The following is a 19,950-nucleotide window of genomic DNA, read 5'->3' as shown; positions in this document are numbered from 1 at the left end:
ACCTGCAGCATCGGGTCCAGTTCCGCTGGCGGATACGGCGCGTTAGACGCTTCGTCGGGGCGAATGTTCAAGGATATTTTTCATGGCCGATTGGAATCCCTCGCTTTATCTGCGCTTCGAGGACGAGCGCACGCGACCGGCGCGCGACCTGCTCGATCGCGTCCCCCTGGCGGCGGCTGCTCTTGCCGTCGATTTGGGGTGCGGCCCCGGCAACTCCACCGAGCTCCTGGCCAAGCGCTGGCCCGCGGCCGAGGTGATCGGCATCGACACCTCCGAAACCATGCTGTCGGAGGCCCGCAAACGCCTGCCTGCGGCGCGCTTCGAGCAGGGGGACGTGACCAGCTGGCAGGCCGAAAAGCCGCCGGAACTGATCTTCGCCAATGCGGTGATGCAATGGGTTCCCGGACATGCGGCGCTGTTGCCGCGCCTGCTCGCCCAGACCGCGCCGGGCGGCGTGCTGGCCGTGCAGATGCCCGACAATCTGGCAGAGCTGTCCCATCGCCTGATGCGCGAGACGGCCGCGGACGGCCCCTGGGCGGCCAGACTCGGCGATGCCTCGCGCATCCGCGAGCGCATCCAGCCGGCTGAGGACTACTACAACCTGTTCGCCGGACAAGCGTCCTCGATCGATATCTGGCGAACCACCTATTATCACGTGCTTGATAATGCGCCGGCCATTGTGTCCTGGTTGCGGGCGACCGGTCTGCGCGCCTTTCTCGATCCGCTCGATCCCGAACAGCAGCCGGCCTTTCTGGAAAACTATACGGCGCGCATCGCGAAGGCCTATCCGCCGCGGACCGACGGCAAGGTGGTACTGGCCTTTCCGCGGCTCTTCATCGTGGTGCAGCGCTAGATCCTGGGATAGCAGGCGTCTCGCCTGCAATTCCCTTCACACCAAGCGCGGTAATTCCAAGAGCAGGCGAGACGCTTGCGATCCCAGAAGAAAGTTTGTCGTTCCCATGAAGAATGTTCTTTGTTTCGGCGATTCCAACACGTTCGGTACGCCGCCTCTGGCCAGCCTGGACGAGGCCCGCCGCTATGACGGCAAGACGCGGTGGCCGGGAGTGATGCGCAAGATCCTCGGCCACGCCTGGCATGTGATCGAGGAAGGCCTGCCGGGGCGCACCACCATCCGCGACGACCTCATTGAGGGCATCCACAAGAACGGCCGGCGCTATCTCGCCGCCTGCCTGGAGAGCCACCGCCCGCTTGACGTCATCGTGCTGATGCTGGGCACCAACGACCTCAAGGCTCGCTTCGGCGCGCCGCCGGAAGACATCGCCGCCGGGGTCGACATCCTCGCCGGCATCATCGCCGCGACGCCCAATCTCGACCGGCCACCGGCCAGGCTCCTGATCGCCTGCCCGCCGCCCATCCGCGTAGTCGGCTGCCTCGGATCGCTCTTCGCCGGCGGCGTGGAAAAATCGCAGGCTCTGCCGCCCCTCTACGAAGCGGTCGCGCGCAGGCACGGTGCCGAATTTCTCGACGTTGGCAAGCTGATCGAGGTGAGCCCGATCGACGGCATCCATTATGAAGCCGACGCGCATCTCGCCCTCGGGCAGGTGTTTGCCGAACGGGTGCAGGCGCTGGGAAGCTGATTGCTTGCCGGCAAATTCGCACGTGACAAAACCTTTCGCCGTCGCTATATGCCTGCCATGACCTTTGCATCCGCCCCCACCTTTTACTGGTATTTTGGCTTTCGCAGGCCTCAGGCGGAGGTAGGGGTGCGCTCGATCTGAACTTAGCAACAGATCAAACCCAGACAACCGCCAGCCCGACTGGCGGTTTTTTTATGCCGCCGGCCGGGACCCACCAGAACCCCAACGAACCGAGACTGGAACCCAGGCCATGTTGAGCACCACCGACGATCTTCGTATCCGTGAAATCAAGGCGTTGACCACGCCGGCTGACGTGATGGGCGAGCATCCCCGCACGCTGGAAGCCACCCGCACCGTCACGCAATCGCGGCAGGCCGTGCACGATATCCTGCGCGGCAGCGACGATCGTCTCGCCGTGGTGGTCGGCCCTTGTTCGATCCACGACCCGGTGGCCGCCCTCGACTATGCCGATTGCCTGATGAAGCTGCGCCAGCGCCTGGGTTCCTCGCTGGAAATCATCATGCGGGTCTATTTCGAGAAGCCGCGCACTACGGTGGGGTGGAAAGGCCTGATCAACGACCCCGATCTCGACGGTTCGTTCCAGATCGACAAGGGGTTGCGCATCGCCCGCAAGGTGCTGCTCGACATCAACAATCTCGGTCTGCCGGCGGCCTGCGAATTCCTCGACATGACCACGCCGCAATATATCGCCGACCTCGTCGCCTGGGGCGCCATCGGCGCGCGGACCACCGAAAGCCAGATCCATCGCGAACTGGCATCGGGCCTCAGCTGCCCCGTCGGGTTCAAGAACGGCACGGACGGCAATGTGCGCATCGCGGTCGACGCGGTGAAATCGGCCTCGCAACCCCATCACTTCATGGCGGTGACCAAGGATGGCCGTTCGGCCATCGCCTCGACGTCAGGCAATGAGGACTGCCATATCATCCTGCGCGGCGGCAAGAGCACCAATTACGATGCGGCGAGCGTCGAGGCGGCCTGCAGCGAAGTCGCCAAGTCCGGCCTGTCGCCGGTGGTGATGATCGATGCCAGCCATGCCAACAGTTCGAAGAAGCCGGAGAACCAGCCGCTGGTGCTGGCTGATATCGGCACGCAGCTTGCGGCAGGCGACAATCGCATCATCGGCGTGATGATCGAGAGCAACCTCGTTGCCGGCCGCCAGGACCAGGTGCCCGGCAAGCCGCTGACCTATGGCCAGAGCATCACCGATGGCTGCATCGACTGGGACACCACCGTCTTCGCCCTCGAACGCCTGGCACTGGCGGTCGAGCAGCGCCGCATCGCCAACCGCGACGCGGTGAAGGTCGGGGCGTGATCGGGGGGCGGGTCTTCGGACCCGCCTTCCACTGTCGCCGATTTGACGCGGCCCGCCCTGAGCCGGCATGGTCGCGCCGGAACGGAGGCGAGGACGTGAGCGATACACAGATCATCAAGAAGGTCGTTTTTGCCGTCTGGTGGCGGATCGGCATTCCCGTGGCCCTGTTCGTCTTCGCCGTAGGCTGGGCGCTGAATTTCCTGTTCTATGTCGCGCCGATGTTGCAGGTCACCGGTTCGATTTCCCATTATGGCGCCATGCTGATCGCCGGGCTGCTGGGTGGCGACGTCTCGGCCTTTCTGGGTGACGGCGGCCTCATTGGCAATGTGGTGATCGGATTCTTCCGCGCCATTCTCGATAATCTGCCGATGCTGGTCGTTCTGGTGCTGCTGACACGCTGGCAGATCCGGCTGCACATGCCCCGCATCCTGCGCGATTGTGGGTTGGTGAGCGCAGGCGAGGAGAGTTGAGGCCAGCCATCGAGCGGCATCTTTGCGTCGCTGCCGATTCGATGGCAGACCGAGATTCCCATGCTGCCAGGCGAGGTGAGACCATGCCGGATCCTTTGATCAACACCACCTCCGACATCGCCGTCAGGCCCGTGCTCAAGCGTGCGGGGCGGGTGGCCATGGTCGCTGCAGCCGGCGGAGATGCGATCGGGGCGGAAAGGCTTGCCGAGCTCGTGCTCACGCATGAGGGCATACCGGGCGATCGGCATGCCGGCTTCCTCAGGCCTGCCGATGTGCGTGTGCCCTGGTTCGAGCGTAATGCGCCGATTCACAACGAGCGCCAGGTTTCCATCGTCTCGATGGAGGAACTTGCGGTGATCGCCGGCAATCTTGGCGTCGAGCGCGTGGAGCCGGAATGGCTCGGCGCCAATCTCGCTGTGGGCGGCGTGCCGGATTTCTCCTTCTTGCCGCGCGGTTCCAGGCTGTTCTTTCCCTCGGGCGCCGTGCTTGCGGTGATGGGCCAGAACGATCCCTGCCGCATCGCCGGCGCTGAAGTCGAACGGCACCTCATCGGGCAGGAGGGGCTGGCCCTGCGCTTTGCCGCCGCGGCCAAGCGCTTGCGCGGTGTGGTCGCCACTGTCGACCGTCCCGGTTCGATCCGGAGCGGGGAGACGTTCAAGCTGCGGGTTCCCGAGCAATGGATCTGGCAGGGCTGAGCCGGCCTCCCCGGAGGGGATGCCGTTTCGCCTTTCAGCTGGCGGGCGCATAGCGCAGCAAGGTTACGCTCTGGGGCAGGCTTTCATTGCCGAGCGGCTTCAGTCCGAGCGACAGGCCTTGCTGAAAATAGGGCTTGCCGCCGCCCAGGACGATAGGGTGCATATAGAGCCGGTATTCATCGATGAGGCCCGATCGCGCCAGTTCGGCGGCGAGGGTCGGACCGGCAACGCTGATCTGGCCATCGCTGTCCGACTTGAGCGAGCGTACCACCGCCATGGCGTCCGAACTTACCAGCCTTGCATTCGGCCCGACCTCCCGCAATGTCGTCGAGAAGACGAGCTTTGGCGTCTCGCGCCAGGCGTGGGCAAAATCGATCTCGACCTCGTCAGCGTCCTGCTCGCGCTCGGGACTGTCCCAATAGCGCATCACCTCATACATGCGCCGCCCATAGAGGGCGACCGAAGTCTGCCTCATGAGCTGGTTGAAATGCCGGTGCAACTCCGCCTGGGGGATCGGCAGGCCAAATTCCTGCTGCGGCCCCGCGACATAGCCATCCAGAGACATCAGCATGGCATAGAAAATCGTGGCCATCGGTACCTCCCTCACGCTTCTCCCTACCATGCCCAAACCAATTGCATTATGCAATCAGTTTCGAAGAAGCGGAGGTGAATTAGCCAGTCTACCGGCACAAAAGTCGGCTGTTCACATTATGACGTCGCTTGTAAAACAAATTCCTTGCGCATTTTAGGAAATGACATAAACATATCTTTATGTGAGAGGCGGTTGCGCGGAATGACGAATTTGGCTCCTTTCGAGACGGTGTTGGGCACGCTCAAGGCGGCAGGCGAGCCGACGCGCCTGCGTCTGCTGGCCATTCTGGCGGAGGGCGAACTCAACGTCACCGACCTCACCGAGATCCTCGGCCAGTCACAGCCGCGTATTTCGCGTCACCTCAAGCTCCTGGTCGAGGCCGGGCTGGTGGAGCGCATCCGCGAGGGCGCCTGGGCATTCTTCCGCCTGGCCGAAGGGACGATGAAAGCCGAGATTTTCGGTGAGATTCTCGCGGGCCTCGACCGCAGCGACCGTATTCTCGCCCGCGACCGCTCTCGCCTCGTCGAGGTGAGGCGCACGCGGGCGGCGGTGGCTGCCGATTATTTCCGCGCCCATGCCGGCGACTGGGATCGCATCCGCGCCCTGCATGCGCCCGACGAGGCGGTCGAGGCGGCGCTGCGCGACGTGGTCGGCAGCCAGCCCATCCAGGCCTTCCTCGACATCGGCACGGGCACCGGGCGTATGCTCGAACTGTTCGCCCCCCTGGCGACCCGGGCCGTCGGCATCGACGCCAGCGCCGAAATGCTGGTGATCGCCAGGGCCAATCTGGAACGCAACGGCATCCGCAATGCGGTGGTGCGGCAGGGTGATCTCTTCGCGCTGTCGGTCGAACCGGGCGCCTATGATCTCATCATCGTGCATCAGGTCCTGCATTATCTCGACGACGGTGCCAAGGCCCTGCGCGAGATCGGGCGGGCCCTGCGCCCGGGTGGCCGGCTGGTCATCGTCGATTTCGCTCCGCACGAACTCGAATTCCTGCGCGAGGATTTTGCGCATCGTCGTCTGGGATTTGCCCGCGAGACCATCGAGCACTGGCTGGAGGCCGCGCATCTGCGGCCGGATGGCTGGCGCCTGGTGGATGCCGGGGAGGGGCCGTCGAGCCTCACCGTATCGATCTGGACCGGGCGTGATCCGCGCCGGGTTTCCGACACTATCACTCTTGGTCAGGAGGTCGCGTGATGGCTGGTCACGCCTTGCCCTCACACGGCGGTATCCGGGTTTCCTTTGAGTTCTTCCCGCCGAAGAACGCGGAGATGGAGGCCTCCCTGTGGGAGGCGATCGAGCGTCTGGCGCCGCTCGATCCCCTGTTCGCCTCGGTCACCTATGGTGCCGGCGGCACCACCCGCGAGCGCACGCATGGCACGGTGGCGCGCATGGTGCAGGAAACAGATATCCGCCCAGCGGCGCATCTGACCTGCGTCGGGGCCACGCGCGAGGCCATCGACGAGGTGATCCGCGGCTATGCCGAAGCGGGTGTGCGCCACATCGTGGCGCTGCGCGGCGATCCGCCGGCCGGCGTCGGTGCCCGCTACGAACCTCATCCGGGCGGCTATGCCAGTTCGGCTGACCTCGTCGCGGGCATCAAGGCACTGGGCGATTTCGAGGTCTCCGTCTCGGCCTATCCCGAGAAGCACCCCGAAAGCCCGTCGCTCGCCTTCGACATCGATATCCTGAAAGCCAAGGTCGATGCCGGCGCCACGCGCGCCATCACCCAGTTCTTCTTCGACAACGAGCATTATCTGCGCTTTGTCGATCGGGTCCGCGAGGCGGGCATCGATATTCCGATCGTGCCGGGCATCGTGCCGGTGCAGAATTTCAACCAGGTCCGCAACTTTGCCGAGCGCTGCGGGACCGAGGTGCCGCAACGCCTCGCCGATCGTTTCGAGGGCCTGGACAATGATGTTGCCACTCGTAAACTCGTGGCCGCCGCCGTCGCCGCCGAACAGGTCTTCGATCTCGTCGACCGCGGCGTCAGCGATTTTCACTTCTACACCATGAACAAGGCCGACCTGGTCTATGCCATCTGCCATCTGCTCGGCCTCAGGCCGAAGGTGGAGAAGGCGGCGGCTTAGCGGGAGCGCGGACTCCCAGTCCGCACCGGCAAACTAAGCGCCAGCCCAAAAGTGCGGACATCGCGACATGTCTGCATGTCGTTGCGATGTCCGCGCTCCAGGAAGGCTCGGTGCTTCATTCCATGCCACGCCAGCGCGCGACCGTGGCATCGACCGCCTCGCGGACAGGCAGGAGATAGGACCGGGCCGATCCCACGATGCCGCTTTGGGCGATGCCGGTCTCGACGAGATGCCGTCCAGCATCCTCCAGAAGATCCACACGCAGGACCGGTGTCTCGTAGGGCACCCAGCGGCGTTCGCCATCGACCATCAAGGGAGCGCCCTCCTGGATCAGGGCCTGATGCGGCCAGGTTCGGCGTTCGGCCAGATGCAGGACGGTGCAGCTCTCGAAGGTGACCCCGAGCAGGAGCACTCGGGCTTGCAGATCATACAATCTTGCCAGCGGCGAGTTCTCGCCGAAGGGGTCTTCGAGAGGCTGATCGCGAAGGATCGCGCTGGCCTGCGTCCCCCAGGCTGCCAGCGAGCTGGCGGGATGGCTGCTGCGCGACACCCCTGGCCAGGTCCGGAACAATTCGGCGATCCTGCCCATGCCCCGCGTCGGCGTCCGCTTGGGGTCGAAGGCCGGCATCGATTGGCGCACGGGTTCATGCCAGGCTTGCGGGATGGGCGGTGCGCCCCAGTGGACGGGATCGGTGAGATCCGCCGACATCGCCGGCATGACGAGCGTGCCTGCAGGCGTGATGACGTCGCAAAGCGCCTGGATCATCGCCGTTTCGGCGCCGTTGACCCAGCCGAGCGCCTTGAGGGAACTGTGCACGAGCAAGGTTTCGCCGGGCCTGACCCCCAGTGTCCGCAGGTCGGCGGCAAGGCTTTCCCGCGTTCTCGGCGTCGCGCTTTGCCGGATGATGCTTGCCTCGGTCATGATGTCCTCGGGGACAGGGCGCGGCGTCAACCCCGCAACCGTGCCATCAAATGGGCATCCGCGAACGCCCCGGCCCGGAATGCGTAATTGCGCAGGAACCCCTCCTGCTCGAAACCGAACCGTTCGTAAAGGCGTATGGCCCGCAGATTGTCGGCAAAGACTGTCAGTTCGAGACGTTCGATCCTCAGCCATTGATCGGCCGCGTCGATGATCTCCCGCAGCAGCGCGGTACCGATACCCTTGCCGCGATGGTCGTCGTGGACACCCATGCCAAGACCTGCGGCATGGGCTCGCCGGCCGCCATAGCGCTCCAGGCCGGCATTTCCCACGACGGTGCTGTCGAGCACGGCGACGAGGTTGAGGGCCTCGGGGCCGAGACCCTCCAGCCATCGTCGGGCCAGTTCCGGCTTCTGATAGGGCAGGCGGAGTGTGCCGTCCCGGTAGCCGGGAAGATTGGCGAGCGCGGTGATCGCGTCGACATCCTCCAGACGCGTGGCACGTATCGACAACCCCGGCGGTGCGGGCCGGGAATCTGAGGGATGGGACAGGGTCGAAGACATGGTCGCTCTCCTTTTTGCGGGGAGAGCCGGGCTGCCATGGACCCTGCTCGCCTCGCAGGGTTCATGGGTCGATCGTATCGCGCTTACAGCAATACCCTTCCCGTGCCCCTAGGCAGGTGCGTGGCGGGATGCATGCAGGTGATGCGCTTTGCGTTCATGCGTCGACACTAGGTCATTGGTTCGAGATCGGCAAGATCACGAGAACACCCTGCGAAAAGGCATTCGTCGCTCAACCCGGCGTAACCGTGGGATTGCTCCTGTCGGCATAGGCGATCGAGACCTTTGCGCCGCAATCGGTAGTGAGCCAGCCGGCGAGATGATTGGCGGCCTCCTCCAATTCGCCCCAGCCATTGGCCTGAACCGTCACCAGCGCCCGCCGGGTTTGCGGCGTGATGGCCGAGCGCATGTCCTGGCGCCAGTTCCAGCGGCGGCACAGCACATGCCTCGTATCGGCGAGCACCACCTCGCCATCCTTGGGCGGGTCGTTGGGATCCTCGCCGGCTTCGGCCCCCATGTCGAGAAAGCTGTCGCCGGGGCGCGAGAAGCGGAAGGCGACCGGTGGCGCGATCCTGTCGAGATCGTCGGCGCCGATGCAAAAGCCATGCTGCAGCGAGATCGTGTTGTAGATGTCGACGAAATTGTTGATGGCGGGCAGGCGATCGCCGGCCAGCACGCGCTTGATCAGCCGCTCGACCGAGGAGCGATAGCTGGTCTTCTTGATGCCGAAACCCTTATAGGCGCTGCGCCAGGCGGCGACGCCCGGAATGGCAGAAAGCTCCAGCCCCTCATGCTGGCTGCGGCAGGCGGCCTCGGAGGCCAGGATGGCCGTATCGAGAGGGCCCGTACGCCCCGTGGTGATCACCAGATCTTCGGCCACGAGGACGGCGACGCGGAAGTCGGGAAAACGTTCGGTCAGTTCGGCAATGGTCAACTGCATGGGTATATCGCTTGCGGGAAGAAGAGGGGGAGGCCGGCTCGAGCAGCACGGGCGTCAGAAAGGAATCATCATGCTTTTGATTGATCTTGCCACCAGTTCGCGAATGGATAAGGTGAATCCGGCCGGCTGGGCAAGCTTTTGTGCGGGTTGGGCTTTTCGGTTTCGTCGGGAGGCCCTGCGCGCTCGGATTGTGGTGAGGCCGCATGGAAACGGTCAACGCGCCGATGGCAAGCTATGGTATCGAACCGGGGCTGCGCTTTGCGCTCCTGCTCGATGGGAAGGGCGGCTGCTGCCAACTCGACATGGCTCAGTCGAGGGCCTGGAAACCGGGAGACGGTGTGCTCTGGCTGCACCTGGAGCGTGATCATCCTGCGGCGGCCGACTGGGTGCACACCCGAGGCGATTTCGATCCCGTGGTCGCCGACGCCCTCCTGGAAGAGGAAACGCGTCCGCGTGTGGAACCGGTCGATGACGGTCTGCTCATCATCCTGCGCGGCGTCTGCGCGACTTCGCCCGAGGAGGGGGAAGAGAAGCCTGCCGATATCGACCTGGTACCTCTGCATCTATGGGTCGACGGCGATCGCGTGATTTCCCTGCGTGACAAGGGTCACTATGTCACCGCGCTGCGCGACATCCGCAAAGCCCTGCACAAGGGCAAGGGGCCCAGCCATTCCGGCGATCTCCTCGCCATGATCGGGGACAAGCTGGTGCGCGACCTCGAGCCGGTGCTGGATGCCATGGACGAGGAGGTCGACGAACTCGACGACTTGATCTTCCACGGCGATGCCGGCGAGGTGCGCGAGCGCCTGAAGCTGCTCAGGCGGCGAGCCGTGCAACTGCGCCGCTATCTCGCGCCCCAGCGCGATGCGCTCAATCGGATGGAGCATGACGACGCGCCGTGGTTGAATGAGCGCGACAAGCTGCGCTTGCGCGAGGTGATCGACAAGCTGATGCGCTTCATCGAATATCTCGATGCGATCCGGGACCGGACCGGCATCCTGCATGACGACCTTTCCACCGTGATCGGCGAGCGCATCGCCCACAATTCCAATCGCCTTGCCGCCCTTGCCGCGCTGCTGCTGCCGCCCAGCGTGGTGGCCGGCCTGTTCGGCATGAATGTCGGCGGCATTCCCGGCGTCGACAAGGGCTGGGCCTTTGCGACCATTGTGGGCTTCGTCACCGTCACTTCGATCGTCACGCTATGGGTTCTCAAGCGCATCAACTGGCTGTAAGGGGTTTTGCTGCCGACACAGCGGATCGGCCGTTCCATCCGCCGCATCGAAAAGACCGCCCTTGCAACTCGATTCATCCCTCGCCAGCCATGCCGTCGCCTCGCCCAATCACGGCGAGCGCCTCGATCCCGTGTCGCCAGCTCTCTTGATCCTGCATTATACCGGCATGCCCGATGGCGCGTTGGCGCTGGCCCGGCTGTCCGATCCGGCTTCGCAGGTTTCCTGCCACTATCTGGTCGATGAGGACGGGCGGATCGTCCAGATGGTGCCGGAGACCCGCCGGGCCTGGCATGCCGGCCAGGCGAGCTGGGAGGGGATGGTCGACATCAATTCCCGCTCCATCGGCATCGAGATCGTCAATCCCGGCCATGAATGGGGCTATCGGGATTTTCCCGCCGTGCAGATGACGGCGGTCAAGGCCCTATGCCGCGATATTGTCAGCCGCCACGCTATTCGGCCTTATCACGTGCTCGGGCATTCGGATATCGCACCCCTGCGCAAGACCGATCCCGGCGAGCGCTTCGACTGGGCAGGTCTGGCCGGGGAAGGGGTCGGCCTTCACGTGGAGCCTGCCGCCATCCAGGGAGGGCGCTTTTTCTCCGCCGGCGAGGCCGGGCAACCCATCGAGGCGCTGCAGGCCATGTTCTCGCTCTATGGCTACGGCATCGAGGTGAACGGGGTCTACGACGCGCTCACCGAGGCTGTGGTGACGGCCTTCCAGCGCCATTTCCGCCAGGCCAGGGTCGACGGCGTCTGCGACGCTTCCACCATCGAAACCCTGCGCAGCCTCATCCTGGCGAAGCAGGCGCTGATGTGACTTTTCGCACAGCGTGCCGGTCCGGCCGGCGCTAATGTCATTGGCGAATGGTTCTCCTATTTCCTCCCAAAGACACAACTTCCGGCGTCCATCCTATCGGTGGGCGCCGGTTTTTCTTTGTTGACGCCGTTGACGCTTGGCGTCACACAGGCGCGGCTAGCTGGCCGGGCGGCCGCTGTTGCCAGGTCTCGACCTGGGAATGGAGGAAAGTCCGGGCTCCACGGAAATAGGGTGCCGGTTAATGGCCGGCGGGGGCGACCTCAGGGAAAGCGCCACAGAAAGCAAACCGCCTCGGCAGGCTCGCTTGCCGAGGTAAGGGTGAAAGGGTGCGGTAAGAGCGCACCGCGCGGCCGGTAACGGCAGCGGCATGGCAAGCCCCACCCGGAGCAAGACCGAATAGGGACGGCCGCGGCGGTCTTCGGACGCGCCGGAGCGCATTTCCGCGCTGCTGTCCGGGTTGGTTGCGTTGAGGTCACCGGTGACGGTGGCCCCAGATGAATGGTCGCCACGTCCGCGCAAGCGGGCCATACAGAACCCGGCTTACAGGCCAGCTAGCCTTGCCTTTCCTGCAGATGAAGCGATCCGGCCTTGAGCCCGGCCGTTCTTGTTTTTGTCACCGAACGCCGCCACATTGCAGCCGGGTGACTTCCCCAGCGGGTATGATTCCGATTCAGGGAGGCGCTGCAGTCAGTTGAAATCGCGCGGAATTCGGGAACGGGCCGCCTGTGGCGGTCCGGCGAGTTTCTGCGGACTTCGAACCGGGTAACATCATGGGTATCGTCTGGACCATCCTTATCGGCTTCATCGTTGGCCTGATCGCGCGTTTCCTCTCGCCGGGCCAGCACAATCCCAGCGGCTTCATCCTCACCACGGTGCTGGGCGTGGTCGGCGCCGCACTGGCGACCTGGCTCGGACAGCAGATCGGCTGGTACACGATCGGCGAAAAAGCGGGCTTCCTCGGCGCGGTCGTCGGGGCGATCATCGTGCTGCTGGTCTGGCGGGCCTTTGCCCGTAGCGCCTGAGCTTCCAAAGCCTTCACGCCGGCCCTATCGATCATTCGCCTTATCGCTCCTGATGCAGATGGATCAGGCCGCTTGATGCCATGGGGTCTTTCGCGATTGCGTGCGACATGCGGCAATCGGGAAGGTAGCCGGACGCAGGCGCGCCGGCCGTGGCAATTCAGGAGGACGGACATGGATAAGGATCGCGTCGAAGGGGCCGCAAAGCAGGTCAAGGGCACCATCAAGGAAGCTGTCGGCAAGGTGACGGGCGATACCAAGACCCAGGCCGAGGGCAAGGCTGAAAAGCTGGCGGGCAAGGTCCAGAATGCGGTTGGCGGCGCCAAGGATGCGGCGCGCGATGCGCTGAAGAAATGAGGAGAGCGGGGAGCGCGGCAACGCGCTCCCCTGCAGCAGTCATTCGGGCGCCTGGCAGCAGGCGCCGTTCCTTTCGCCCCATACCGTTCCGGACTATGGTTCCGTCTGCAAGAAAAGACGTGCCGCGGCTCTCGCCGGCAAGTGGGAACAGGTCATGGCGAACGAGGTTCCGGATGTGAGCATCCTGCGGCGACAGGTGGACCGGCGGCAGCTCCAGGAGATCATTGCAGGGCTGGCCGAAGGCATCTTGCTGATCGATCCTTCCGGGGGGATCGTCTGGGCCAATGAGAGGGCACTCGACCTGCACGATGCGGAAGAACTGGCCGCATTGGGCAGGACGCCGGCTGAATATCGGCAGACCTATCTGCTGAAATATCGCAACAACCATACGCTGGCTCCCGAACAATATCCGCTGGACCGCCTCCTGGCGGGAGAGGTGTTCGAGGATGTGGTCGTCGAAGTCGTCAAGGCGGCGCCGCCCAAAGGGAAAGAGGGATGGCGCAGCATCCATCAGCTCAGGGGACTGGCTCTTGCCGATTCCGCCGGCGATCCTGAATCCTATGTGCTGGTCATCCAGGATCTGACCGAGCGTTTTACAGCGGAGGAGCGCTTCGAGCGTACTTTTGCGGCTAACCCTGCGCCGGCGATCATCTGCCGGCTGGCCGATCTGCGTTATGTGAAGGTCAATCACGGTTTCCTGGAAATGACCGGCTACAAGCGCGAGGAGGTCCTCGGCCGCTCCACCTATGAAATCGACGTGCTGGAGAATGCCGCCGGTCGGGACAGTGCCATCGCCGCTCTGCGCGAGGGGCGCACGATTCCGCAGACCGAGGCTAGCCTGCGCATGGCCGACGGTGATCCGAAGCTGGTCATCGTTGCCGGGCAGCCCATCGAGGTAGGCGAGGAGCCTTGCATGCTCTTCACCTTCATGGACATGGAGCCGCGCAGGCGGGCAGAACTGGCCCTGCGGCAGAGCGAGGAGCGCTTCGCCCGGGCCTTTCGCATGACCCCCGTGCCGACCATCGTGATGGCCCGCAAGGATTTCCGTGTGCTGGACGTCAACGAGGCCTTTGCCGTGGTGCTGGGCTATGCGCCTGATGAGGTGATCGACAAGCCCATCGCCCTGGTGCCGATCTGGTCTTCGAGCGCATCGCGGCGGCAGCTCGAACGGGACATCGAAAGCGATGGAACCCTGCGCAACAGGGAATTCGAGCTGCGCAGCCGGCACGGCGAAAGCCTGGATTGCCTGGTCTCGGCCGAGACCGTCGGCATCCAGGGCCAGGATTGCGTGCTGATCGTCCTGCAGGACATTACCGATCGCAAGCGATCGGAAGTCGAGCTGATGTCCGCGATCGAGGCTGTGATGCAGGATACCTCATGGTTCAGCCGCACCGTGATCGAGAAACTGGCCAATCTGCGCGACGGAGGAGCGTCGAACGGAGCTTCCACGGAACTCGCCGACCTGACTCCGAGGGAGTTGGAAGTGCTCGGCCTGCTTTGCCAGGGGCTGAGTGATGCTCAGATCGTCAAGGCCCTGAAGCTCACCCGCAATACGGTGCGCAACCACGTTGCGCGCATCTATGGCAAGGCTGGCGTGCACAGCCGGGCTGCCGCGGTGGTGTGGGCGCGCGAGCGCGGATTTACCGGGGCTTCGCAAAGGGCTGCACCGCGCCGCTCGAGCTGAAGTGACCTGATGCATCCATACTAGCAACGCTGATATAGCGGCTTCTATTGCTGTCGGTTCCCTGGCGCTAGCCTGCAATCCTCGGCGTGCCGCCACCTCTCCAGCGGGACGAGGATGCAGGCCGGCGCCGCTCATGGGAAAGCCAAGATGCATATCCGCTACGGTTTCGATATCGAGATGCAGTTCTCGCAACCGACCACGCTGATCACCGTCCTCGATGTTCATCCATCGCGGCGCGGCGATATCGTCCGCGAGCAGGACCTCTCTGCCTTGTCGAACCATCCGACCCAGGCCCATATCGACAGTTTCGGCAATCTCAGTCGGCGCATCCATGTCGAGGATGGTTTCCTGCATCTGCATTGCGATGGCATCATCCGCGACAGTGGCGAGCCCGACAAAGCGGTGCAGAGAGCGAGAATCCTGCCCATCATGGCCCTGCCGAAGGAAGCGCTGATCTATCTGCAGGGCAGCCGCTATTGCGAAACCGATCTCCTGGCCGATTTCGCCTGGAAGCATTTTGGAGAGATAACCGATGGCTGGCAGCGGGTTCAGGCCGTCACGGATTTCGTCCATTCGCATCTGAGCTTCGGCTACGAGCATGCCAGCGCGACGCGCTCGGCCCTGCAGGCCTTGGAGCAGAAGGTCGGCGTATGCCGCGACTTCGCCCATCTGGCGGTTGCGCTGTGCCGCTGCCTCAACATTCCGGCGCGCTACTGCAATGGCTATCTCGGCGACATCGGCGTGCCTGCCGATCCCGCCGCCATGGATTTCAGCGCCTGGTTCCAGGCCTATCTCGGCGGGGAATGGTACAGCTTCGACCCACGCCACAACCAGCGCCGGATCGGCCGGATCCTGATCGGTTGTGGCCGCGATGCCGCTGACGTCCCGATGATCAGTTCCTTCGGCCGCCACAGCCTGAGCAAATTCGAGGTTGTGACCGAGCTGGCCGCGGAAGAGCAGGAAGCCGCGAGTGCATAGCGGCAGCGCTCTCGGCTGAAAAGCGTGATCCGCAAGGAGTTTATGGTGCGACGTTCTTGTCGAGAATCAGGATGTCGATATTGCGGTCCGGCGCGTAATTGTTGCGCTTGAGCTCGTAGCGGGTGCTGCTGACCTTCTTGGCGCCGTCTGCACAGAAGGAGACCAGATTGTCGGGAAAGGCCTTGTCGATGACCAGGCCGAATCGGCCGGCAGGGCCGGACCAGCGGCCGCCACCGATAAAGGCATAGCCGAAATAGGTCTGGCGGGTCTTGGGTGCCTGTGCGGTCTCACCCGGCTGCGGCTTGGCTGCGGTGAGGCGCTTGGTCAAGGCATCGGCTGCGCGCAGGAAGCCCTCATTGACGCAGTATTTCTTCTGATATTGCGTCAGGGACTCGCCTGTCAGGTTGGCGCGGTCGAAATAGAGGCCGGCTGCCGAGCCCACGCTCGGCGTGTAGCTGTATTGCAGGATGATCTCCTTGCCGGCCGCCAGAACCTGCTGGCGGACGATCCTCGACCGCAGGGTCCAGAGCGGGACCCAGTTTTCGCCCGCCTGCTCGATGTAGCCCGGCGTGCTCAGCTTGGCTCGGTCTTCGCTGCTCAGGCGCTTGAGGGCCTCGGCCGTCGTCGTGCCGGCGGGTAGCAGCGGTATGTTCATGCCCTTGAGCAGATCGGTGATTTCGCTCTCCTTGCCGCCGTCGGCCGTGAAGAAGGCATGCTGTTCCACATTCGTCTCGACCGATTTGCCGGCGGCCCTGGCCTGGACATTCAGGAAATTCGGTGATGCCGGATTGGGAATGGCCAGATCGAGATCGGTTTCGCCGGTCACCTCGGGCAAGGGGAAGGCGACGGTCAGCGTCAGGTCCTGGCTGGCCTTGTTGAGAAAGCGATAGGCAGCCCGGACCTGCCTGGTCGAGAGGAAGATGTCCTCCGCCTTCAATTCGAGCTGGTCCGCCGGCTCGACGATCAGCCCGCCGGCATCGAGATTGGCAAGGCTCTCCTCGGCCGAGACACCCGTCATGGGTAGCGTGAGGGTCAGGGCTGCAGCGCAATAGAGCGCTTTGGCGGGTCGGGGCATCGGCTGCGAATCTCCACACCGTCGAAACGGTTCGGCGGCGATAGTGCCCGCCTTTGCGGCAGTGCGAAAGAGGCAGGGAGAGAAGGCAGCAGCTCAACTGCTTGGCGAGGATGATGACGTAACGGAATTTTCAAGGGACGAGCCGGGCTCCACGAACCCTTCATTAACCTTTCATGGGCGTTAATGGGATTGGAGAAATCTGCCCGATTTGCGGGCCGGTTCCGCCTGTAATTCCTGCCTTTGAGAGTTCGATGCCCGCTTCCTCCGCAACCGCCAACGATGCCGCCCGGCATGTGCCGGTGATGCTCGCCGAGGTGCTGAAGGCGCTCGAGCCCAGGGCAAACGAGCGCTTCATCGACGGCACCTTCGGAGCAGGGGGTTATACGCGCGCCATCCTGGCGGCCGCGCCCGACGTGCAGGTGCTCGCCATCGATCGCGACCGCAATGCCATCACCGACGGCATGGCGCTGGTGTCCGAAATGCAGGGACGCCTGACTTTGGTCGAGGACCGTTTCTCCCATCTCGACAAGCTCGCTCCCATGCTGGGCGAGGGCGGCGTCGACGGGGTGGTACTGGACATCGGGGTGTCCTCGATGCAGCTCGACGAAGCCGACCGCGGCTTTTCCTTTCGCAGGGACGGGCCGCTCGACATGCGCATGTCGCGCGAGGGCTCGCATGCCGGGCCGAGTGCCGCCGATCTCGTGGCGGAATTGCCGGAGGAGGCGCTGGCCCGCATCTTCCAGGTGCTGGGCGAAGAGCGCCGAGCCCACGCACTGGCTCGCGCCATCGTCACCGATCGGCAGAAAGAGCCCTTCCTCACCACCATGCAGCTGGCGGATCTGTGTGGCCGGGTGATCCGTTCCAAGCCCGGCGACATTCATCCCGCAACCCGTGCCTTCCAGGCCCTGCGCATTGCCGTCAATGGCGAGCTCGACGAGCTCGGCCAGGCTTTGCTGGCCGCCGAGAGGGCACTCAAGCCCGGTGGGCGCCTGGTGGTGGTGACCTTCCATTCGCTCGAGGACCGCATCGTAAAGACCTTCTTCGCCGACCGTACCCGCAGCCAGGCCGGCGGTTCGCGCCATCAGCCGGTGGCGGCGGTGCCACCCCCGACCTTCGTTCAGACCCATCGGGGGGCGCTGGCGGCGAGCGAGGCGGAAGCCGAGCTCAATCCCCGCGCCCGTTCCGCCAAGCTGCGCTTCGCTGTCCGCAGCGAGGCTCCCGCTCGTGACACCGGCACCAGTTTCCTCGGATTGCCTGAGGTAAGTCTTCAATCCGGGAGAGGCCGTTGACCCGTATTCTCAATCTCATCCTGGTCGGCCTGCTGGTGGCTTCGGCCATCGGCGTCTATTCGATCAAGTATGAATCGACCCTGCAGGCCGAGAAGGTGGCGAAACTCCGCCGCTCCATCGAGGCCGAACGCCGGGCCATTGAATCGCTCAAGGCCGAATGGGCCTATATGAGCCAGCCCGATCGTATCGGCGCATTGGCCAAGCGCCATCTCGACCTCGTGCCGATGAAGGTCGTCCAGTCCGTCGATGTCGCCGATCTGCCCGAAAAAGCGCGTGAAGGCGACCTGATTGCCGAAAAACTCGAAGGACTCGGCCTGGCCGGGGTGCCGCAAGTCACAGGATCGACCCCATGAGTGAGGGGAACATGAGCGACGGGACCATCGTGGATAATCCGGCAAGCACGCCGGTGCCGGAAACCGGCGCGAACCCTGATGCCACCAGCCCCGCCAAGGCGCCGCCTAGGCGCCTGTCCAAGCTCGAGAAGAGCGCTGGGCGCATCGTGCTGATCGTGGTGGGGTTCGTCTGCATCTACATGGCGATCATGGCGCGGCTTACCCAGTTCGGCACCGCTCCCGACCAGCAATATGATGCACGCCGCTCGGCGGCCGACCAGTTGGCGGCGGCTCGCCCCGATATCCTCGACCGCAACGGACGGATCCTGGCGACTGACGTGCAGGTGCCCTCGCTCTATGCCGAGCCGAAGAAGATCATCGACGTCGACGAGGCGACCGAGCTGCTCACCGCCCAGATGCCGGAGCTCGATGCTCGCGACCTCAGGGCCAAGCTCGCCTCCGGCAAGGGCTTCATCTGGCTCAAGCGCGAGATCACGCCCGAGCAGCGCAACCGTATCTACGCCCTTGGCCTTCCCGGCATCGGCTTCATCAACGAGAACAAGCGCATCTACCCCAACGGGCCGACGGTGAGCCACGTATTGGGCGCCGTCAACATCGACAACCAGGGCATTGCGGGCCTGGAGAAATATATCGACAACAAGCGCGGCCTCTCCGAACTGCAGGCGCTCGGCTATGCCTCGACCTCCGATGCGATGAAGCCGGTGCAGACCTCGATCGATCTGCGCGCCCAGGCGGTGATGCGCGACGAGCTCATCGCCGGCATGGAGCATTTCAAGGCCAAGGCCGCGGGCGGCGTCATCATGGACGTGACCACCGGCGAGATGATCTCGCTAGTGTCGTTGCCTGATTTCGATCCCAACAATCCCGCCGATGCCCTCGATCCCAACCGGATCAACCGCATCAATGTCGGCACCTATGAAATGGGCTCGACCTTCAAGGCGCTGACGCTGGCCATGGCGATCGAATCGGGCCGCTTCACCACCAATTCCATGCTGGATGCCCGGGCCGGCAGCGTCACCATCGGGCGCTGGACCATTCGCGACTACCATCCGCAGCGCCGCATGCTGAGTCTGCCGGAAGTGTTCACCTATTCGTCCAATATCGGCGTCATCCGCATGGCGCTGGGCCTCGGCGTGCCCGCCCATCAGGCCTTCCTGCGCCAGATGGGCCAGCTCGACCGCCTGGTGACGGAGCTGCCCGAAAACGCCGCGCCGATTCTGCCGCGGCGCTGGGGTACGCTGAACTCGGCCACCATCGCCTTCGGCCAGGGCATCACCGTTGCGCCCCTGCAGGCAATCATGGCGGTCGGCGCGATGATGAATGGCGGCCATCTGATGAAGCCGACCTTCATCAAGCGCAACCAGGACGAAGCCCTGGCCTTGTCCAAGACGGTGCTCAAGCCGCATACTTCGGACGTGATGCGCTACATCATGCGCCTCAACGCCACCAATGGCTCGGCCAAGAAGGTCGACATCTTCGGCTACCAGGTCGGCGGCAAGACCGGTACGGCCGAAAAGCTGATCGGCGGGCGCTACAACAAGAACCTGAACTTCACCACCTTCATGGCGGTGTTTCCCTTCGACAAGCCGAAATATCTGATCACCGTGCTCTACGACGAGCCCAAGGGCCTGCCCGAGACCTATGGCTACTCCACGGCCGCCTGGAACGCCGGCGTCACCACCGGCAAGATCCTGGAGCGTGTCGGTCCGCTGCTCGGCGTCAAACCCCGCTTCATGGAGGTTCCCAATCCGGTCCCGCCGCTCTACGCGCCCAAGGACCAGCTCAACCAGAGCATGGCGTGGCTGGCGGCTCGATAGGCCATTCGATGGGCGGGTCACAAGATCCGCCCATTGCAGTTCGGTCGATGCATGGCCGGGATGCATCGATCGGCCATTGAAACTGCATTGCCAATCCTCATAGGCACTCTAATAAAGCCGCCGATCCCG

Annotated in this window: 21 protein-coding genes and 1 other RNA gene; 17 read left to right on the top strand and 5 right to left on the bottom strand. The window is 64.0% G+C overall.

Annotation, left to right across the window (positions count from 1 at the left end; translation table 11 throughout):
- Positions 1–82: 82 nt before the first annotated feature.
- The 5 genes from tam to ACIGJE_RS21200 all read left to right on the top strand — a co-directional run bounded on the left by tam (position 83) and on the right by ACIGJE_RS21200 (position 4,096).
- Positions 83–853 carry a trans-aconitate 2-methyltransferase gene (tam, locus tag ACIGJE_RS21220; RefSeq protein WP_483678642.1) on the top strand — a complete coding sequence of 257 codons (771 nt, stop codon included), beginning with the start codon at positions 83–85 and terminating at the stop codon, positions 851–853.
- 106 nt (positions 854–959) lie between these two features.
- Positions 960–1,598 carry an SGNH/GDSL hydrolase family protein gene (locus ACIGJE_RS21215; protein WP_311941772.1) on the top strand — a complete coding sequence of 213 codons (639 nt, stop codon included), beginning with the start codon at positions 960–962 and terminating at the stop codon, positions 1,596–1,598.
- A gap of 250 nt (positions 1,599–1,848) precedes the next feature.
- A complete protein-coding gene (locus tag ACIGJE_RS21210; RefSeq protein ID WP_415081457.1) occupies positions 1,849–2,931 on the top strand; it encodes a 3-deoxy-7-phosphoheptulonate synthase in 1,083 nt (360 codons plus the stop codon).
- Between the two features lie 95 nt (positions 2,932–3,026).
- Positions 3,027–3,401 carry a hypothetical protein gene (locus ACIGJE_RS21205; RefSeq protein WP_415081459.1) on the top strand — a complete coding sequence of 125 codons (375 nt, stop codon included), beginning with the start codon at positions 3,027–3,029 and terminating at the stop codon, positions 3,399–3,401.
- An 83-nt stretch (positions 3,402–3,484) separates the two neighbouring features.
- Positions 3,485–4,096: an MOSC domain-containing protein gene (locus tag ACIGJE_RS21200; RefSeq protein WP_415081461.1), complete on the top strand. Its 612-nt coding sequence runs from the start codon at positions 3,485–3,487 to the stop codon at positions 4,094–4,096.
- Positions 4,097–4,130: 34 nt separating this feature from the next.
- On the opposite strand, the gene ACIGJE_RS21195 is transcribed toward ACIGJE_RS21200, so the two are convergent.
- Entirely contained in the window at positions 4,131–4,688 is a 558-nt protein-coding gene (locus ACIGJE_RS21195) for a dihydrofolate reductase family protein (protein ID WP_415081463.1), read from the bottom strand.
- Positions 4,689–4,889: 201 nt separating this feature from the next.
- Between ACIGJE_RS21195 and ACIGJE_RS21190 the strand changes: the two genes are divergently transcribed.
- Positions 4,890–5,888 (top strand): ArsR/SmtB family transcription factor, encoded by a 999-nt coding sequence (locus ACIGJE_RS21190; RefSeq protein WP_415081465.1) that lies wholly within the window; start codon positions 4,890–4,892, stop codon positions 5,886–5,888.
- A complete protein-coding gene (gene metF, locus ACIGJE_RS21185) occupies positions 5,888–6,781 on the top strand; it encodes a methylenetetrahydrofolate reductase [NAD(P)H] (RefSeq protein ID WP_311941752.1) in 894 nt (297 codons plus the stop codon). Before ACIGJE_RS21190 ends, metF begins: the two co-directional genes overlap by 1 nt.
- A 115-nt stretch (positions 6,782–6,896) precedes the next feature.
- On the opposite strand, the gene ACIGJE_RS21180 is transcribed toward metF, so the two are convergent.
- From ACIGJE_RS21180 to ACIGJE_RS21170, 3 genes are all read right to left on the bottom strand, one after another.
- Positions 6,897–7,703 carry an AAC(3) family N-acetyltransferase gene (locus ACIGJE_RS21180; RefSeq protein ID WP_415081468.1) on the bottom strand — a complete coding sequence of 269 codons (807 nt, stop codon included), beginning with the start codon at positions 7,701–7,703 and terminating at the stop codon, positions 6,897–6,899.
- A gap of 26 nt (positions 7,704–7,729) precedes the next feature.
- On the bottom strand, positions 7,730–8,263 hold the full coding sequence (locus ACIGJE_RS21175) for a GNAT family N-acetyltransferase (protein ID WP_415081470.1): 534 nt from the start codon (positions 8,261–8,263) through the stop codon (positions 7,730–7,732).
- A gap of 229 nt (positions 8,264–8,492) precedes the next feature.
- Positions 8,493–9,200, bottom strand: coding sequence for a B3/B4 domain-containing protein (locus ACIGJE_RS21170; protein ID WP_483678641.1), 708 nt, complete (start codon positions 9,198–9,200; stop codon positions 8,493–8,495).
- A 203-nt stretch (positions 9,201–9,403) separates the two neighbouring features.
- On the opposite strand from ACIGJE_RS21170, the gene ACIGJE_RS21165 reads away from it, so the two are divergent.
- The 7 genes from ACIGJE_RS21165 (at position 9,404) to ACIGJE_RS21135 (ending at position 15,287) form a co-directional block, all read left to right on the top strand.
- Positions 9,404–10,432, top strand: a complete 1,029-nt coding sequence (locus ACIGJE_RS21165; RefSeq protein ID WP_311941741.1) for a CorA family divalent cation transporter — start codon at positions 9,404–9,406, stop codon at positions 10,430–10,432.
- A gap of 61 nt (positions 10,433–10,493) precedes the next feature.
- Positions 10,494–11,249, top strand: a complete 756-nt coding sequence (locus ACIGJE_RS21160; protein ID WP_483678640.1) for an N-acetylmuramoyl-L-alanine amidase — start codon at positions 10,494–10,496, stop codon at positions 11,247–11,249.
- 156 nt (positions 11,250–11,405) lie between these two features.
- An RNA gene (gene rnpB / locus ACIGJE_RS21155) (RNase P RNA component class A) lies at positions 11,406–11,808 on the top strand.
- Positions 11,809–12,019: 211 nt separating this feature from the next.
- Complete coding sequence (locus ACIGJE_RS21150) at positions 12,020–12,271, top strand: GlsB/YeaQ/YmgE family stress response membrane protein (RefSeq protein WP_311941735.1); 252 nt, start codon at positions 12,020–12,022, stop codon at positions 12,269–12,271.
- A 171-nt stretch (positions 12,272–12,442) separates the two neighbouring features.
- Positions 12,443–12,625 carry a CsbD family protein gene (locus ACIGJE_RS21145; protein WP_068282065.1) on the top strand — a complete coding sequence of 61 codons (183 nt, stop codon included), beginning with the start codon at positions 12,443–12,445 and terminating at the stop codon, positions 12,623–12,625.
- A 154-nt stretch (positions 12,626–12,779) separates the two neighbouring features.
- Positions 12,780–14,309: a PAS domain S-box protein gene (locus tag ACIGJE_RS21140; protein ID WP_483678639.1), complete on the top strand. Its 1,530-nt coding sequence runs from the start codon at positions 12,780–12,782 to the stop codon at positions 14,307–14,309.
- A gap of 147 nt (positions 14,310–14,456) precedes the next feature.
- The gene (locus tag ACIGJE_RS21135; RefSeq protein WP_311941725.1) at positions 14,457–15,287 is read left to right on the top strand and encodes a transglutaminase-like domain-containing protein; all 831 of its coding nucleotides are present in this window, start codon (positions 14,457–14,459) and stop codon (positions 15,285–15,287) included.
- 40 nt (positions 15,288–15,327) lie between these two features.
- Here ACIGJE_RS21135 and ACIGJE_RS21130 read toward each other — a convergent pair whose 3' ends face one another.
- Positions 15,328–16,362, bottom strand: a complete 1,035-nt coding sequence (locus tag ACIGJE_RS21130; protein ID WP_367623239.1) for a DUF4424 family protein — start codon at positions 16,360–16,362, stop codon at positions 15,328–15,330.
- Positions 16,363–16,613: 251 nt separating this feature from the next.
- Between ACIGJE_RS21130 and rsmH the strand changes: the two genes are divergently transcribed.
- The 3 genes from rsmH to ACIGJE_RS21115 are packed head-to-tail and all read left to right on the top strand — an operon-like array spanning position 16,614 to position 19,821.
- Complete coding sequence (gene rsmH / locus ACIGJE_RS21125) at positions 16,614–17,651, top strand: 16S rRNA (cytosine(1402)-N(4))-methyltransferase RsmH (protein WP_483678638.1); 1,038 nt, start codon at positions 16,614–16,616, stop codon at positions 17,649–17,651.
- The gene (ftsL, locus tag ACIGJE_RS21120) at positions 17,648–18,004 is read left to right on the top strand and encodes a cell division protein FtsL (protein ID WP_483678637.1); all 357 of its coding nucleotides are present in this window, start codon (positions 17,648–17,650) and stop codon (positions 18,002–18,004) included. The genes rsmH and ftsL overlap by 4 nt, the downstream gene beginning before the upstream one ends.
- A gap of 11 nt (positions 18,005–18,015) precedes the next feature.
- Positions 18,016–19,821 carry a peptidoglycan D,D-transpeptidase FtsI family protein gene (locus ACIGJE_RS21115; protein ID WP_367623237.1) on the top strand — a complete coding sequence of 602 codons (1,806 nt, stop codon included), beginning with the start codon at positions 18,016–18,018 and terminating at the stop codon, positions 19,819–19,821.
- The last annotated feature ends 129 nt before the right edge of the window (positions 19,822–19,950 follow it).

Source organism: Labrys sp. E2SS-1L, assembly GCF_057073705.1.
The sequence above is the reverse complement of the archived record's forward strand: the minus strand, read 5'-3'. Positions and strand labels throughout refer to the sequence as shown.

What these genes read in the sequence shown, in the direction of transcription:
- tam (WP_483678642.1), top strand. Translation starts at nt 83, where the DNA reads ATGGCCGATTGGAATCCCTCGCTTTATCTGCGCTTCGAGGACGAGCGC.
- ACIGJE_RS21215 (WP_311941772.1), top strand. Translation starts at nt 960, where the DNA reads ATGAAGAATGTTCTTTGTTTCGGCGATTCCAACACGTTCGGTACGCCG.
- ACIGJE_RS21210 (WP_415081457.1), top strand. Translation starts at nt 1,849, where the DNA reads ATGTTGAGCACCACCGACGATCTTCGTATCCGTGAAATCAAGGCGTTG.
- ACIGJE_RS21200 (WP_415081461.1), top strand. Translation starts at nt 3,485, where the DNA reads ATGCCGGATCCTTTGATCAACACCACCTCCGACATCGCCGTCAGGCCC.
- ACIGJE_RS21195 (WP_415081463.1), bottom strand. Translation starts at nt 4,688, where the DNA reads ATGGCCACGATTTTCTATGCCATGCTGATGTCTCTGGATGGCTATGTC.
- ACIGJE_RS21190 (WP_415081465.1), top strand. Translation starts at nt 4,890, where the DNA reads ATGACGAATTTGGCTCCTTTCGAGACGGTGTTGGGCACGCTCAAGGCG.
- metF (WP_311941752.1), top strand. Translation starts at nt 5,888, where the DNA reads ATGGCTGGTCACGCCTTGCCCTCACACGGCGGTATCCGGGTTTCCTTT.
- ACIGJE_RS21180 (WP_415081468.1), bottom strand. Translation starts at nt 7,703, where the DNA reads ATGACCGAGGCAAGCATCATCCGGCAAAGCGCGACGCCGAGAACGCGG.
- ACIGJE_RS21175 (WP_415081470.1), bottom strand. Translation starts at nt 8,263, where the DNA reads ATGTCTTCGACCCTGTCCCATCCCTCAGATTCCCGGCCCGCACCGCCG.
- ACIGJE_RS21170 (WP_483678641.1), bottom strand. Translation starts at nt 9,200, where the DNA reads ATGCAGTTGACCATTGCCGAACTGACCGAACGTTTTCCCGACTTCCGC.
- ACIGJE_RS21165 (WP_311941741.1), top strand. Translation starts at nt 9,404, where the DNA reads ATGGAAACGGTCAACGCGCCGATGGCAAGCTATGGTATCGAACCGGGG.
- ACIGJE_RS21150 (WP_311941735.1), top strand. Translation starts at nt 12,020, where the DNA reads ATGGGTATCGTCTGGACCATCCTTATCGGCTTCATCGTTGGCCTGATC.
- ACIGJE_RS21145 (WP_068282065.1), top strand. Translation starts at nt 12,443, where the DNA reads ATGGATAAGGATCGCGTCGAAGGGGCCGCAAAGCAGGTCAAGGGCACC.
- ACIGJE_RS21140 (WP_483678639.1), top strand. Translation starts at nt 12,780, where the DNA reads ATGGCGAACGAGGTTCCGGATGTGAGCATCCTGCGGCGACAGGTGGAC.
- ACIGJE_RS21135 (WP_311941725.1), top strand. Translation starts at nt 14,457, where the DNA reads ATGCATATCCGCTACGGTTTCGATATCGAGATGCAGTTCTCGCAACCG.
- ACIGJE_RS21130 (WP_367623239.1), bottom strand. Translation starts at nt 16,362, where the DNA reads ATGCCCCGACCCGCCAAAGCGCTCTATTGCGCTGCAGCCCTGACCCTC.
- rsmH (WP_483678638.1), top strand. Translation starts at nt 16,614, where the DNA reads ATGCCCGCTTCCTCCGCAACCGCCAACGATGCCGCCCGGCATGTGCCG.
- ACIGJE_RS21115 (WP_367623237.1), top strand. Translation starts at nt 18,016, where the DNA reads ATGAGCGACGGGACCATCGTGGATAATCCGGCAAGCACGCCGGTGCCG.